Consider the following 14,302-nt stretch of genomic DNA (forward strand, 5'->3'; position numbering starts at 1 on the left):
GAGCGACGTGTGACGGACGTGTGCGTGCCCGGCGTACGGCGGAACCGGTCCGTCACTCGGCCCGGTCGGCGAGTTCGGCCCGGTCGGTGAGTTCGGCCCGGTCGGTGAGTTCGGTCAGGACCGCCACCATGAGGTTGCGGGCCAGGGCGACCTTGTACGCGTTGTCGGCCAGTGGCCGAGCGGCGGCCAGCTCCGCGTCGGCGGCGGCGCGGAACGCGTCAGGTGTGGCGGCGGCGTCGCGCAGGGCGGCCTCGGCTTCGCGGGCGCGCCACGGCCGGGAGGCGACACCGCCGAACGCGATCCGGGCACCGCGCACCACGCCGTCGTGTACGTCGAGTGCGGCCGCCACGGACACGTTGGCGAAGGCGTAGGAGGCCCGCTCACGCACCTTGCGGTAGCGCGACCGCAGGCCACCCGCCGAGCCCGGCAGGGTGACCGCGGTGATCAGCGCACCGCGCGGAAGCACCGTCTCCCGCTGCGGGCTGTCGCCGACAGGCAGGTAGAAGTCGGCCAGGGGGATCTCACTCACCCCGTCCAACGTCTCGTACCGCACGCGGGCGTCGAACGCGGCCAGGGCCACGCACATGTCCGAGGGGTGGGTGGCCACGCAGTGCTCGGTCCAGCCGAGGATCGCGTGGTTGTGGTGTTCGCCGGCGAGTGCGGCGCAACCGCTGCCCGGGGTGCGCTTGTTGCAGGGCTGCGAGGTGTCCGCGAAGTATCCGCACCGGGTGCGCTGGAGGAGGTTGCCGCCGACGGTGGCCATGTTCCGCAGCTGCCCGGAGGCGCCCGCCAGTACGGCCTGGCTGAGGGCGGGGTAGTGCCGGCGGACCTCGGGGTGCACGGCCAGATCGCTGTTGGTCGCCGTCGCACCGATGACGAGGTCTCCTCCGGGAGACAACTGGATGCCTTTCAGCGGGAGTTGACGCACATCAACCAGCCGAGTCGGCGCCTCGACCCCGTCCTTCATCAGGTCGACGAGATTGGTGCCGCCGCCCAGATAGCGAGTCCCGTCGTGGGCGGCGGCGAGCGCCAGGGCCTCCCGTACCTGGGCGGGCCGCTGGTAGGTGAAGTTCTTCATCGCGCCTCCTCCGTGCGGGACGCGGTCTCCAGGACGGCGCGGACGATGGACGGGTACGCGCCGCACCGGCACAGGTTGCCGCTGAGCCGCTCGCGGACCTCCACCGCGTCGAGAGCCGGAGCCGGCGAATCCGGCGACACGTCCGCGGTGACCGCGCTGGGCCAGCCCGCCGCGTGTTCGGCCAGCATCCCGGCCGCGGAGCAGAGCTGCCCGGGGGTGCAGTACCCGCACTGGAACCCGTCGAGCTGGACGAACGCGTCCTGCAGCGGGTGCAGTTCTCGCTCACGGGCCAGTCCCTCGACCGTCGTGACGTCCGAGCCGTCGGCGGCGACCGCCAACGTCAGGCAGGACACGACCCGCCGCCCGTCGAGCAGTACCGTGCAGGCGCCGCACTGTCCGCGGTCGCAGCCCTTTTTCGGCCCCGTGTGACCGATGCTTTCCCGGAGCGTGTCGAGCAGAGTCCTGCGATTGTCGACGATCGGACGATGCGTCACCCCATTGACGCAAAGAATGACCTCACTACGGAACTCACCACCGAGGTCACCACGAAATTCACTAAGCGCACTAAGAGTCGCTTCCTCTTCCGCCATTTCGCCCTCCTTCCCCGAAACAACGAGACGACCGATATTCAATCAGGCCGCAGGCGGAGTTACTTTGCCCGAAAGTGGCGAAGGCTTGCACAATACTCTCGCCCCGCTCCCCCGCGCGGAGCGAATCGCTGTCCCCGCCTTCCCTGCCGGTGTATCTATCTCTCCATGCTGCTGAACGAGCTCCGGGCCCTGCTCGGCCGTCACGCCCGGCCCGACGCGACGACCGCCATCGACGGCGTGCTGATCGGCCGCGAGGAATCGCCGGCACCCCACGCGGCGATGAGCGGCACGGTCATGGCACTCATCGCCCAGGGCACCAAGCGCCTCGCCCTGGGCGAGTACGTCCATGAGTACGGCCCCGGCCAGTACCTGGTCGCATCGGTGGACCTGCCCGTGTCGGGCCACTTCGTGGGCGCGTCGGCGGAGGAGCCGGCGCTCGGACTGGGCCTGGTCCTCCAGCCCTCCGAGATCGCCGAGATCCTGCTGCTGGCCGCGCCCGGAACCTTCCCGTCGAACGGAACGGCTCCTCCGGCCATCGCCGTCAGCACCGCGTCCGACGAGTTCCTCGACGCGGCCGTACGCCTGGTACGCCTGCTCGACCAGCCCCGAGACAGAGACATGCTCGCGCCGCTGGTCAAGCGCGAGTTGCTGTGGCGCCTCATCACGAGCGAGCAGGGCGCGACGGTACGCCAGATCGGCCTGGCCGACAGCAAGCTCTCGCATATCGCGCGGGCCGTGCACTGGATCCGCGAAAACTATGCGGAACCGTTCCGAGTGGACGACGTGGCCACGCTGGTCGGCATGAGCAATTCCGCGTTCCACCGCAACTTCCAGGCGGTCACCGGAATGAGCCCCATCCAATTCCAGAAAAAAATCCGCCTGCACCAGGCCCGCCTACTCCTACTGGCACACCCGAAAGACATCGCCTACATCGGCTTCCGCGTGGGCTACGACAGCCCCTCACAATTCAGCCGCGAGTACCGACGCCTATTCGGCTCCCCACCAAGCCAGGACGCGACACGCTTCACGACGAACTGACTCGCGGTCACGCGTGGCCAGGGGGGGGCGAGCAGCAGCCGGGTCTGCTTTGGGAACTGGATCGGTCTCATCGCCGCCACCGCCTGGAAGTTGCGGCAGAACGCGGACACGCTCATCGGCCGGCCATGCCCAGCGCCTCTACCCTCTCCCCTTTCGTGATGTCTGAGCTGCACCTGAACTCAGTCGTTGTGGTCGAGCCTGTGACGGGTCCAGAGCGTGAGGTCGCTGACAAGTTTGCGCCGTAGGCGGGGCAGTCGGGGATCCATGCGGCCACAGCCGATCCACGCTCCTGCCGGTCCGACGTGGTTGGCCAGCACGACGGACATGTTCAAGTCTTTGGCGATACCCGGATAGACCGCCGCCAGTTCATCAACTCCCCCACCCGTGTCGTACAGCGAGCTGGCCAAGTGCACCTGGCACCCGTCAGCAGACCCACGCGAGGTCAGATCGGGAAAATGGTTGTCGTAGCACGTGGCGAGTGCGAAGAGCACTCCTCCCAACTCGAATCGCCCATCATGCTGCCCGGCTGTGAACACCGCCTGCTCATGCTCGAACAGGTGCTGCTTCCGGTAGCTGGTGAGCAGTTCGCCGTCGGCCCCGAAGACCAGCGTCTCAATCGCGGGCCGCGGCCCGTCGGTGGCCGCTGCGCAATTGACGACGGTGGCGATACCGCTCTCCCGGACCACGTCCAAGCGTGGATCCCGGGTATCGCGACCGTCATCGAGGTAACTATTGGCTTCGTTCGTCTCTGGAAGCAGCGTTTGTCGTCGGGGGTCCGGAGGCCCGTCGACGACCAACACGCCGGTTAACGTTGATGAGATGTCACGGAACTGCCGTGACCACCACGGACGTGGGTGTCTGTGTACTCGGTGGTGAGCTGCTCGACTGAGTGGCGGAGGAAGACGCACTCGCTGCCAGGCACCTTGCCGGATTCTGGTTCGGCTCTGTCCATAAGTGGCAGCAGCACTTGCGCGCGATGTTGCTAGTCACTTGTCGACCTTGACACCTCAGTATGTTCACGAGCCCGGGAGGCACTTGGGGCTGCGTTGTCAGCGCGAACCGATAGCGTCACGGTCATGAGCGATCAACAACAGGAAGTGGTAGTCCGCAGGGCTGAGAAGACGGACATTGGCGGGCTCGTCGCGTGCAGCAGCGCGTTGTTCGCTGAGGACGCCGGGACTCGGGATCCAAGCATCAACACCGACTGGCCCCGTCAACACGGGCCTCAGCGTTTCGCAGCCGGCATAGACGATCCGAACCGGCTGTTACTGATCGCCGACTGTCACGGCGAGGTCGTAGGACACCTCGTTGGTGCGCTGGGCGATGCGTCGGAGATGAAGCCGGTGAAGGTCGCGACGCTGGTGAGCATGTATGTGCAGCCCGCATTTCGGCGTAGCCAGATCGGCCGGCGTCTGGTCGCGGAGTTCTTCGGCTGGGCGAAGGCGGAAGGGGCCGAGTCTGCGGAGGTGACGGCCTATTCGAGCAACGCTGAGGCCGTCCGGTTCTATGAACGCAACGGCTTCGCGCCCCAGGCAGTTACGTTGCAGACGTCGCTGTAGTTGATGGCCTGTGATCTGGCGGGTGGTTGCTCGCCTCGGCCTCCACGGTTCGTGCTCGGGTGCCGACGAGGCGTCAGTGCCAGTCTCAACGACGTTGCCCTTGAAGGTAGGACGGTCGGCAAAGGAAGCGTAGGGGCGGGGATCGGCGAACCTTTTAATCCAGCCGTCGAAGGACTCGTTGGACGGGACGGCGACGCTGCACCTCTTGCACCACTGCCGATGCCGGCGATCCGGATCAAGCGTTCCATCTGCTCGCCCTGAGTGGTGCGTTGGCGGATGTCACTCGGATCGGTAGGAGCCGACTTCGTCCAGGTGGGCTCCAACCCGACCACATCGCCGCAACGTTGGCCACCACCGCCGAGCACGCCATGTGCTCCTGAGGATCACCGGCAAGACGCTGAAGGCGGCCTGCCCGTCCTCGCCCGCACCCACGGGACACAGGAAACGACAGCTGGCGGTGCTCAATGCTCAGCAGGTGCTGGGGGCCGCCTTGCTGGCGAAGCGGTCCGTGAGCCAGGGGGCGCCTTCGGTGCTGCTCGCGGCCGCCCTGACACCGGCTCCGCCTCGTGTCCGCAGTGGCGTGACGCCGGCGTGTTCAAGGCCCTCCTGGAGAACCTGATCGCGGAAGCCGCGAAGCGGGGTCGGGTGGACCTGTCACTGGTCGGCGTGGACTCAACCACCGCATGCGCTCACCACGACGCCGGCGCCGGGATGCACATGACCGAGGACGTGCTCACCGCCCTGGAGAAGGCCGCCGCCGAGGAGGGAAATGCCAGGTCAAAGGGGGCGGCTCCAAAGAACAAAACGGGCAGGACGCCGAAGCCGATCCCGTGAGGGAGGAACGACGACGCGTCCGGCGTCGCCGAAAGCTCCGCCTGAAGGCTGCCCTCCTGGGACGCTCGCGCGGCGGGCAGACCAGCAAGGTCCACCTCGCCGCCGACCGCAAGTGCCGCCCCCTGCGTGCATCCTGACCGCTGGGCAGGCGGCCGACAGCCCACAGTTCATCCCCGTGCTGAAGAAGATCCGGGTCCGTGGGCCCGTCGGCCACGATGCCGACCTCTACAAGGAGAGGAACACCGTCGAGCGCCTGATCAACAAGCTCAAGGCACGGCGAGGCATCTCCACCAGATACGACAAGCCCCCGGACAGCTACCTCGCCGGCCTCCGCCTACGCGCCTCGATGATCTGGATCAAAGACCTCGCCCGAGGCGCCCGTTGATCACGGCCCTGTCATGCTCTATGGGCGGGCGTAAGGCCGGGTCATGACCTCCATGTTGTGACCGTCCGGGTCGTCGAAGTAAGCGCCGCGACCACCGAACAGATTGTTGACCCGGCCGGGGTCGGTGTGGCCAGGGTCCGCGTAGTAGGTGACCCCGACCACCTCCAGGCGGGCGATCACGGCGTCGAACTGCTCGTCTGGCACGAGGAACGCATAGTGCTGCGACTGGATCGCCTCGTCCCTCTTCTCGTAGTAGTCGAGCGTCACGCCGTTGCCGAGGTCAACTGGCAGGAACGGCCCAAACGGTGCGCCGACCTTGAGGCCCAGGATCGCGGCGATGAACTCGGCGGACAGGTAGCGGTCGCTCGCGTAGACAGCCGTGTGGTTCAGCTGCACGCCGGCATGTGGGTATGGCTGGTCGTAGGACATCAGTGGTGTGTCTCCGGTCTTGGGATCCGCTGGAAAGGCGCCGTACGCGGGCGCCGGGAGCAAAGACGCGGAGAAGGGGGCGGGCCTCTGGCCCGCCTCGGGCTCACGCCGAGGCCGGGAAACTCACTCGTGCATGGCCCAAGGCCGACCCGGCAGTCACCCGACCGACCTTAGCGATCACCACAGGCGAGGGCAACACCGTTTCTCGGCCGTGCTCCGGCCGCAGATCGAGCCGTTGCCTCTGGTGATCACGACTCGATACGCACCCTGGACCCCGCACGCGGCATGGGCCGTATCTACGTGGATGGATGAGTATGTCCATGAGGACATCAGGCAGCGGGTGTTCACCACTTCGGATTCTGGCTCGTGATCAGCGTCCTGACGAAACCACTCTCGACTGCCTGCGCTTCGCGCTCCCGCCTGAATGGCGCGAGCCGACGCTCAGTCAGGAAGCCGTTGCAGCACGGGAGGGGGCGGAGAACCGGGTGATACTTCCGCAGCCGTGGGACTGCGCGCTCCGTCCCGCGCGGTCGCAGCGTACGGACCCTGCGGACCCTCAAAGCGATTCGCCGGGCCTCAGATACCGGTAGCCGTAGTCGGTCTCCTCCGTGAGCCAGCCGTTGAGGCTGCTCAGGCCGCGGTCGTTGATCTGGGCATCGTGAATCGCGAACGACCTCTGCGGTTTGATCGCCTTGACGAAGTCGATCGCCTCAGCTGTCTTCATCCACGACCCTTGTGCCGGAACGAGGAGCGTCTCGATCGGCTGATCGGGCACATGCAGCGAGTCACCGGGATGGTAGACCGCCTCGTCGAGGATGTAGCCGAGGTTCGCACAGTCCGGTTGACCGCCGTAGACGAACGCATGACGCCCGCCAACCGCCCGCACGCGGAAGTCAGCAACCGTGAACTCCCCGCCGACCGACACCCCGATGACATCCAGTCCCGGAATGTCAGCGTCGGCAGGGGCGTAGACCGGCACGCCGAGCCCGGCCAGACGAAGGACATCGATGTGATCGGCGTGTTCGTGCGTCACCAGCACAGCATCAGCACCAGTCAAGGCAGCCGGTTCGCTCCACACACCCGGATCGATAACCAGGACCCGGCCTTCATGTTCGAGCCGTACACAAGCGTGGGTGTACTTCGTGATCCGCATCGCGCCCAAACGTACAGCGGCTGCGCCACCCGACGCTCCCAGTTCCCAGTCCCCAGGCTGCACCCTCAAAACCATGCCGGCTAACGCTAGGCCTCCTTCACCTCGCCGGAGCCGGCGACATCCGAAGCTGTCGGCTGCCCAGGGACGGGCCTGCGCACCAACCACCCCCACGTCCCCTCGCCCCCGGCGCAACCCCGCACCCCCTCCCATCCATCCCATCCCACTGAGTGGGAAACCCACGTACCCCCGCCCCACCCCCCTGGCTATGGTTCACAACCCGCTGCACACAGTGGTGAGAGGGACCGCCGATGGCACACGAGACGATTGCCGACCTTCTGCTCGACCGTGTCGGGGACGACCGCGCGGGTCTGCGGACCCGGGAGCGGACCTGGTCGTGGGACGAGGTCGTCCGGGAGAGCGCGGCACGCGCGTCGCTGGCGAGGTCGCTGCGCGTCTCGGGCCCCTTCCACATCGGCGTGTTGCTGGACAACGTGCCCGAGCACATCTTCTGGCTCGGCGCTGCCGCCCTCAGCGGAGCGGCCGTCGTCGGCATCAACTCCACCCGCCGCGGCGCCGCCCTCGAGGCGGAAGTGCGGCACACCGAATGCCAGTTGATCGTCACCGACCGGGCTGGGCTTGCGCTCCTCGACGGTCTCGACATCGGGGTGGCACGCGACAGGTTCCTGCTCGTGGACGATCCGGCGTACGCGGAGCGGGTGGCCGCCCACGCCGGTGACATGACCGGTGACATGACCAGTGATACGGCCGGTGACACGGCCGATGACGTGATCCGTGACCCGGCCGTCACCGCCGACACGCGGATGCTGCTGCTGTTCACCTCCGGCACGACGGGCGCCTCGAAGGCGGCGATCTGCTCGCAGGGCCGGCTGACCGCGCTCGGCCACGCGAACAGCGCCAAGTACGACATCGCCCGGGACGACATCTGTTACTGCCCCATGCCCCTGTTCCACGGCAACGCGCTGATGGCGCTGTGGGCGCCGGCTCTGGCCGCGGGCGCCTGCGTGGCGCTCACGCCGAAGTTCACCGCCTCCGGATTCCTGCCGGACGTACGGTATTTCGGCGCGACCTTCTTCACCTACGTCGGCAAGGCGATCTCCTACATCCTGGCGAGGCCCGAGCAGGCCGACGACGGAGACAACAGCCTGACCCACGCCTTCGGAACGGAGGCCTCGCCGGAGGACAAGGCCGCCTTCCTGAACCGCTTCGGATGCCGGCTCGTCGAGGGCTACGGCTCCAGCGAGGGCTCCGGAATGCTCAAGCAGGCCCCCGACGGTCCCGCCGGCGCGCTCGGTGTGCCCGCCCGCGACAGCGTCAGGATCGTCCACCCGGACACGCGCGAGACATGCCCTCCGGCCGTTCTCGACGAGCACGGGAGGGTGAAGAACTCCGAAGAGGCCATCGGGGAGATCGTCGACACGGAGGGCGCTGCCAAGTTCGAGGGCTACTACAACAACCCCGCCGCCAACGCCGAGCGCGTACGCCACGGGTGGTACTGGACCGGCGACCTCGGATACGTGGACGAGGCCGGCTACTTCTACTTCGCGGGCCGCTCCGGCGACTGGATCCGGGTCGACGGCGAGAACACCTCCGCGCTCCTGACCGAACGCGTCCTGCGACGGCACGACGCCGTCCTCGCCGCCGCGGTCTTCGGCGTGCCCGACCCCCGCTCGGGGGACCAGGTGATGGCCGCCGTCGAAATCCCCGAGGGGACGCGCTTCGAGGAGCTGAGCCTGCCCGGGTTCCTGTCCACGCAGGAGGATCTCGGCACCAAGGGCGCACCGCGCTTCGTCCGGGTCTCGCACGCGCTGCCGGCCACCGGTTCGAACAAGCTGCGCAAGAAGGAGATGCAGCTCGAGGGCTGGAGCACCGACGACCCCGTATACCGCTGGGCCGGGCGCGGGGAACCGGAATACGTCGTCATGACCGAGGACGACAAGGCCGCGCTGCGCGCGGAGTTCGTCACCAACGGGCGCCAGCGCTTCCTTCCCTGAACCTCACAGGCTCCGGCCACACCGGCCCCGGCCGCGCACGCTCCGCCCGCACATGCCCCGGCCGCGCACGCTCCGCCCTCACATGCCCCGACCGCACAGGCCGGCCACCGACACAGGACACACAGGACAAAGAGGAGAACCACATGCACGTGCGGGAGACCGCCGCACAGCGCCGGCTGCGCGCGGAGCTGCGGGAGTACTTCACGGGCCTGATGCCTGAGGACGAGCGCCGCCGGGTCGGTGAGGAAGGCGTGGGCGGGAGCCGCTTCCGCGAGGTGGTCAAGAGGCTCGGCTCCGACGGCTGGCTCGGCATCGGCTGGCCCGAGGAGTACGGCGGTCAGGGCCGTTCGATCGAGGAGCAGTACGTGTTCTTCGACGAGGTCCAGCGCGCAGGTCTGCCCTTCCCGTTCGTCACCGTGAACACCGTCGGACCCACGCTCATGACGTACGGGTCCGAGGAGCACAAGAAGCGCTTCCTGCCCGGCATCCTGTCCGGCGACATCGTGTTCGCGATCGGCTACACCGAGCCCGAGGCCGGAACGGACCTGGCGTCGCTGACGACGCGGGCCGTCCGCGACGGGGACGGCTTCGTCGTCGACGGCAGCAAGATCTTCACCAGCGGTGCGAACACCGCCGACTACGTCTGGCTGGCAGCCCGTACCGACCCGGACGCCCCCAAGCACAAGGGCATCTCGATCCTGATCGTCCCGACCGACGCCGAGGGCTTCTCATGGAGCCCCATCCAGACCGTCGGCGGCATGATCGTCACCGCGACCTACTACAGCGGGATCCGGGTGCCCGCCACCGATGTGGTGGGCGAGGTGAACGGCGGCTGGCCGCTGATCACTGCGCAGCTCAATCACGAGCGGATCGGCCTGGCCGCCCTGGGCGGCCGCATGGCCCAGCTGTGGGAGCAGGCGCTGGAGTGGGCCAAGGACAACGGAACCATCGAAGTGCCCTGGGTCCGCCAGGAGTTCGCGCGCACCTACGCCAAGCTGGAGGCGATGCGCCTGATGAACTGGAAGATGACCGGTGCGGTCGCCCAGGGAGCGCTGACCGGTGCCGACGCCGGTGCGGCCAAGGTGTACGGCACCGAGACCCACATCGACGTACAGCGGACCCTGACCCAGATCCTGGGCGCGGCGGGCCGGATCCGCCCGGAGTCACCGGGTGCGGTGCTGGCCGGACAGATCGAGCAGCTCTCGCGCCAGGGCATCGTGAACACCTTCGGCGGCGGCGTCAACGAGATCCTCCGCGACATGGTGGCCACCCAGGGCCTCGGCCTCCCCCGGAAGGGACGCGGCGCGTGAGCGGGGAGATCGAGGACAGCACGGAGTACGAGAAGCGGCTCCAGGCGTTCGTCGGCCGTGAGCTGAACGCACCCACCCCCGGCCAGGACCCGGTGAACCAGCCGATGATCCGGCACTGGGCCGAGGCGATGGGCGACGGCAATCCGGTGTACGTCGACGAGGCGGCGGCCCGTGCGACGGGGCGCGCCGGTGTGGTGGCCCCGGCCTCGATGGTCCAGGCGTGGACCATGCGCGGTTACGCCGCCACTGTGTCCCCATCGTCCCCGCCGCCTGGCCGCCGCGGGTTCGACGAGCTGGTCGAGCTGCTCGACGAGGGCGGCTACACCTCCGTGGTCGCGACCGACTCCGAGCTGGAATTCCTGCGCGAGCTGGTGCCGGGCGACCACGTCAGCCAGCAGGAGGTCGTCGAGTCGATTTCGGCGCAGAAGAAGACCGGGCTGGGCGTCGGACGCTTCGTCACCACGCTGAAGACCTATCGCGACCAAGAGGGCGAGGTCGTCGCCACGCAGCGCTGGCGCACCCTTCGGTTCCGGCCCGCGGAGCCCGTACAGGAGCCGGTTCCCGAGCTGGTCGCGGAGCCGGCCCGTGAGCCGGCCGGGGAACGGGTGGAAGAGCCCGTCGGCGAACCGGCGGCGCTGCGCCCCCGCCCCGCCGTCAACCGGGACAACGCCTTCTGGTTCGACGCGGCCAAGGAGCACCGGCTGCCGATCCAGCGCTGTACGTCGTGTGCGACCCTGCGGCACCCACCCGGCCCCTGCTGCCCGCAGTGCAACTCCCTGGAATGGGACACCGTCGAGGCGTCGGGCCACGGCCATGTCCACAGCTTCGTGGTGAACCACCACCCACGCCACCCGGCGTTCGAGTTCCCCCTGGTCGTCGCGCTGGTCGAGCTCGCGGAGGGCACCAGGCTCATCACCAACCTGGCCGGCATCGCGCCCGAGGACGTCGAGATCGACATGCCCGTCGTCCTCGACTGGCTCGACGCCGACCCCGACGTGTCGCTGCCGGTGTTCCGGCCAGTGGTCCGGCCGGTCGCGAAGGAGAACCCCTGATGGATTTCGCCCTGTCCGAAGAGCTCGAAGCAGTACGGGACCTCGCGCGTGAGATCTTCACCGACCGCGCCACCACCGAGCGGGTGCGGGAGGTGGAGACGTCCGAGACGCGCGTCGACGACAAGCTCTGGAGCGACGTGGCCCGTGCCGGACTGATCGGCCCCGCCCTCCCCGAAGAGGTGGGCGGGGCCGGCCTCGGCCTTGCCGCATTGTGCGTGCTGCTGGAGGAACAGGGCAGGTGCGTGGCGCCCGTTCCGCTCTGGCCCGCCGTCGTCGGGGCCCTGGCGGTGGCCGCGCACGGGTCCGCGCGGCAGCGATCGGCGCTGCTGCCGTCGGCCGTAGACGGCACGGCCCGGCTGACCCTGGCCCTGGAGGAGTTCGGCCCGGCCGATCCGCTCGCACCGCTGACGTCGGCCATCGCCGACGGGCAAGGATGGCGGCTCACCGGAACCAAAGCAGTAGTGCCCTCACCCTCCGGCGCCGACCACGTGCTGGTCACCGCAGCCACCGACGCGGGCACCTGCCTCTTCCTTGTCGCCGCGGACGCCGCAGGGGTGACCTGGGAACAGGCCGAGACCACCAGCCACGACCTGAGCGCCCACCTCGTCCTCGACGGTGCCTTCGCCGAGGCCGTCGGCACCCCGGGCAGCGGAGCGGTGGAGTGGAGCGTCGACCGCGCCGGTGTCGCGCTGGCCGCCGTACAGCTCGGCGTGGCCGAGGGCGCGCTGCGGCACGCAGCCACGTACCTGACCGATCGTCACCAGTTCGGCCGTCCGCTGGCCACCTTCCAGGCCGTGCAGCACCAACTGGCCGACTGCTACATCGACATCGAAGCGATGCGGGTGACGCTGTGGCAGGCCGTGACCGCGCTCGAGGACGGCGAAGACGCCGAACGGGCGGTACTGGTGGCCAAATGGTGGGCCACCGACAGCGGGCTGAACGTCGTCCACCGCGTCCAGCATGTGCACGGCGGAATGGGCGTGGACACCGACTATCCGGTGCACCGCCACTTCCTGTGGGGCAAGCAGATCTCCACGACCCTGGGCGGGGCGAGCGCCGACCTGTCGCGCCTCGGAGCGGTCCTGGCCCGCGAGGCGGTGACGTCATGACGACGCGGAACACGACGCGGGCCCTCGTGCCGACCACGAGGCCGTACGACGAGGTGGCGGTAGGCGACACGCTCCCCGAGCTGTCCATCCCCCTGACCCGCACGCTCATCGTCGCCACAGCCATCGCCGGCCGCGACTACCAGGACGTGCACCACGACCCCGCGCTCGCCGTCGACCGAGGCTCCAAAGACATCTTCATGAACATCCTCACCAGCAACGGGCTGGTCGACCGGTACCTCACCGAATGGGCCGGCCCGGCAGCGGTCGTCAAGGCGATCAGGATCCGTCTCGGCGCCCCCAACTACCCTGGCGACACAATGGTGTTGACCGGAACCGTCACGGCCAGGACCGACGAGACCCGACGCGTCGAGATCTCCGTGACAGGCACGAACAGCCTGGGCACCCACCTCACCGGCACGGCCGTCGTGGAGCTTCCGAAGGTGGTGGACGCGCGATGACCGGCAGCAGCGCTCTTTCGGGGACCGCCGCCATCGCGGGCATCGGCGCCACCGAGTTCTCCAAGTTCTCCGGACGCAGCGAGCTCCAACTCGCCTGCGAGGCCGTGCTCGCGGCTCTCGCCGACGCCGGTCTCAACCCCTCCGACGTCGACGGCCTGGTCACCTTCACCGCCGAGACGAACTCCGAGATCCACGTGGCCCGCAACACGGGCATGGGCGAGCTGACGTTCTTCTCCCGGATCGGCTACGGCGGCGGGGCCGCCTGCGCGACCGTGCAGCAGGCGGTCATGGCCGTCGCCACGGGCGCGGCACAGGTGGTGGTCTGCTACCGCGCCTTCAACGAGCGCTCTGGCGAACGTTACGGTCTCGGGCAGGCCGACCGGCCGATGGACACCACCGCCGACCGTGCCGCGTACGCCTGGATGACCCCGTTCGGCCTGAGCACGCCCGCCCAGTGGGTGGCCATGTTCGCGCGCAGGTACATGCACGAGTACGGCGCCACCAGCGCGGACTTCGGACGGGTCGCCGTCGTGGACCGCAAGCACGCCGCCAACAACCCGGCCGCCTGGTTCTACGAGCGCCCCATCACCCTGGAGGACCACCAGAGTTCACGCTGGATCGCCGAGCCACTGCGCCTGCTGGACTGCTGCCAGGAGACCGACGGCGGCCAGGCCCTCGTGATCGTGTCGGCGGAACGGGCCCGGGACCTCCCGCAACCGCCCGCCGTGATCCGCGGGGCGGCCCAGGGCCTGGGCGCGGACCAGCACATGATGACCAGCTACTACCGGCCGACGATCTCCGGCATCCCGGAGATGGGCCTGGTCGGCCGACAGCTCTACGCCCAGAGCGGCCTGCGCCCCGACGACATCGACGCCGCGATCCTCTACGACCACTTCACCCCCCTGGTGCTGCCGCAACTGGAGGAACTCGGCTTCTGCGGCACCGGCGAGGCCAAGGACTTCATCGCGGACGGAAACCTGGAGACGGGCGGCCGCCTGCCGATGAACACCCACGGAGGCCAACTCGGCGAGGCCTACCTGCACGGCATGAACGGAATCGCCGAAGGCGTCCGTCTGATCCGCGGCACTTCGGTGAACCAGCCCGACGGCGTCACCCACGCACTGGTCACCGCGGGCACGGGGGTGCCGACGAGCGGGCTGATTCTGGGACGCGAGCGGTGACCCCAGACCGGGCCGTGCCGCTGCGCATGGTCTCCGGCGCGACCTCCGGTCTCAAGGGGCAGCCCGGAGGCCACCGCCTTGGCGACCTCGTCATCATGGGTGAGGCCTGCATCT

At 68.7% G+C, this 14,302-nt stretch carries 13 protein-coding genes and 1 pseudogene; 9 read left to right on the top strand and 5 right to left on the bottom strand.

Translation table 11 applies throughout. The features are described from left to right. Window positions 1-52 precede the first annotated feature (52 nt). Entirely contained in the window at window positions 53-1,078 is a 1,026-nt protein-coding gene (locus ABZ893_RS02005) for a xanthine dehydrogenase family protein subunit M (protein ID WP_361395206.1), read from the bottom strand. Continuing rightward, the gene (locus tag ABZ893_RS02010) at window positions 1,075-1,572 is read right to left on the bottom strand and encodes a 2Fe-2S iron-sulfur cluster-binding protein (protein ID WP_361395209.1); all 498 of its coding nucleotides are present in this window, start codon (window positions 1,570-1,572) and stop codon (window positions 1,075-1,077) included. The genes ABZ893_RS02005 and ABZ893_RS02010 overlap by 4 nt, the downstream gene beginning before the upstream one ends. Window positions 1,573-1,833: 261 nt before the next feature. On the opposite strand from ABZ893_RS02010, the gene ABZ893_RS02015 reads away from it, so the two are divergent. Next, complete coding sequence (locus tag ABZ893_RS02015) at window positions 1,834-2,706, top strand: AraC family transcriptional regulator (RefSeq protein WP_361395212.1); 873 nt, start codon at window positions 1,834-1,836, stop codon at window positions 2,704-2,706. Window positions 2,707-2,885: 179 nt separating this feature from the next. Here ABZ893_RS02015 and ABZ893_RS02020 read toward each other — a convergent pair whose 3' ends face one another. Then, window positions 2,886-3,464 (bottom strand): carbon-nitrogen hydrolase family protein, encoded by a 579-nt coding sequence (locus ABZ893_RS02020; protein ID WP_361396069.1) that lies wholly within the window; start codon window positions 3,462-3,464, stop codon window positions 2,886-2,888. A gap of 318 nt (window positions 3,465-3,782) precedes the next feature. Between ABZ893_RS02020 and ABZ893_RS02025 the strand changes: the two genes are divergently transcribed. Then, window positions 3,783-4,265 carry a GNAT family N-acetyltransferase gene (locus tag ABZ893_RS02025; protein WP_361395215.1) on the top strand — a complete coding sequence of 161 codons (483 nt, stop codon included), beginning with the start codon at window positions 3,783-3,785 and terminating at the stop codon, window positions 4,263-4,265. Window positions 4,266-4,841: 576 nt separating this feature from the next. After that, window positions 4,842-5,484 (top strand): annotated as a pseudogene (locus ABZ893_RS02030) (hypothetical protein); the annotation flags it as partial. A gap of 18 nt (window positions 5,485-5,502) precedes the next feature. Here ABZ893_RS02030 and ABZ893_RS02035 read toward each other — a convergent pair. Further along, window positions 5,503-5,913: a VOC family protein gene (locus tag ABZ893_RS02035; protein WP_361395218.1), complete on the bottom strand. Its 411-nt coding sequence runs from the start codon at window positions 5,911-5,913 to the stop codon at window positions 5,503-5,505. Window positions 5,914-6,469: 556 nt separating this feature from the next. Beyond that, window positions 6,470-7,066, bottom strand: a complete 597-nt coding sequence (locus tag ABZ893_RS02040; protein WP_361395221.1) for an MBL fold metallo-hydrolase — start codon at window positions 7,064-7,066, stop codon at window positions 6,470-6,472. Between the two features lie 308 nt (window positions 7,067-7,374). On the opposite strand from ABZ893_RS02040, the gene ABZ893_RS02045 reads away from it, so the two are divergent. The 6 genes from ABZ893_RS02045 to ABZ893_RS02070 all read left to right on the top strand — a co-directional run bounded on the left by ABZ893_RS02045 (window position 7,375) and on the right by ABZ893_RS02070 (window position 14,188). Beyond that, complete coding sequence (locus tag ABZ893_RS02045) at window positions 7,375-9,078, top strand: AMP-binding protein (protein WP_361395224.1); 1,704 nt, start codon at window positions 7,375-7,377, stop codon at window positions 9,076-9,078. Between the two features lie 143 nt (window positions 9,079-9,221). Next, a complete protein-coding gene (locus ABZ893_RS02050) occupies window positions 9,222-10,388 on the top strand; it encodes an acyl-CoA dehydrogenase family protein (RefSeq protein WP_361395227.1) in 1,167 nt (388 codons plus the stop codon). Next, on the top strand, window positions 10,385-11,440 hold the full coding sequence (locus ABZ893_RS02055) for a MaoC family dehydratase N-terminal domain-containing protein (RefSeq protein WP_361395230.1): 1,056 nt from the start codon (window positions 10,385-10,387) through the stop codon (window positions 11,438-11,440). The genes ABZ893_RS02050 and ABZ893_RS02055 overlap by 4 nt, the downstream gene beginning before the upstream one ends. Further along, the gene (locus ABZ893_RS02060; protein WP_361395233.1) at window positions 11,440-12,549 is read left to right on the top strand and encodes an acyl-CoA dehydrogenase family protein; all 1,110 of its coding nucleotides are present in this window, start codon (window positions 11,440-11,442) and stop codon (window positions 12,547-12,549) included. Before ABZ893_RS02055 ends, ABZ893_RS02060 begins: the two co-directional genes overlap by 1 nt. Next, complete coding sequence (locus tag ABZ893_RS02065; RefSeq protein ID WP_361395236.1) at window positions 12,546-13,007, top strand: MaoC family dehydratase; 462 nt, start codon at window positions 12,546-12,548, stop codon at window positions 13,005-13,007. Before ABZ893_RS02060 ends, ABZ893_RS02065 begins: the two co-directional genes overlap by 4 nt. Beyond that, entirely contained in the window at window positions 13,004-14,188 is a 1,185-nt protein-coding gene (locus ABZ893_RS02070; RefSeq protein WP_361395239.1) for a lipid-transfer protein, read from the top strand. Before ABZ893_RS02065 ends, ABZ893_RS02070 begins: the two co-directional genes overlap by 4 nt. Window positions 14,189-14,302: the final 114 nt, after the last annotated feature.

This window comes from Streptomyces sp. NPDC046821 (genome assembly GCF_040645335.1).
In the GTDB taxonomy this organism is placed as follows: domain Bacteria; phylum Actinomycetota; class Actinomycetes; order Streptomycetales; family Streptomycetaceae; genus Streptomyces.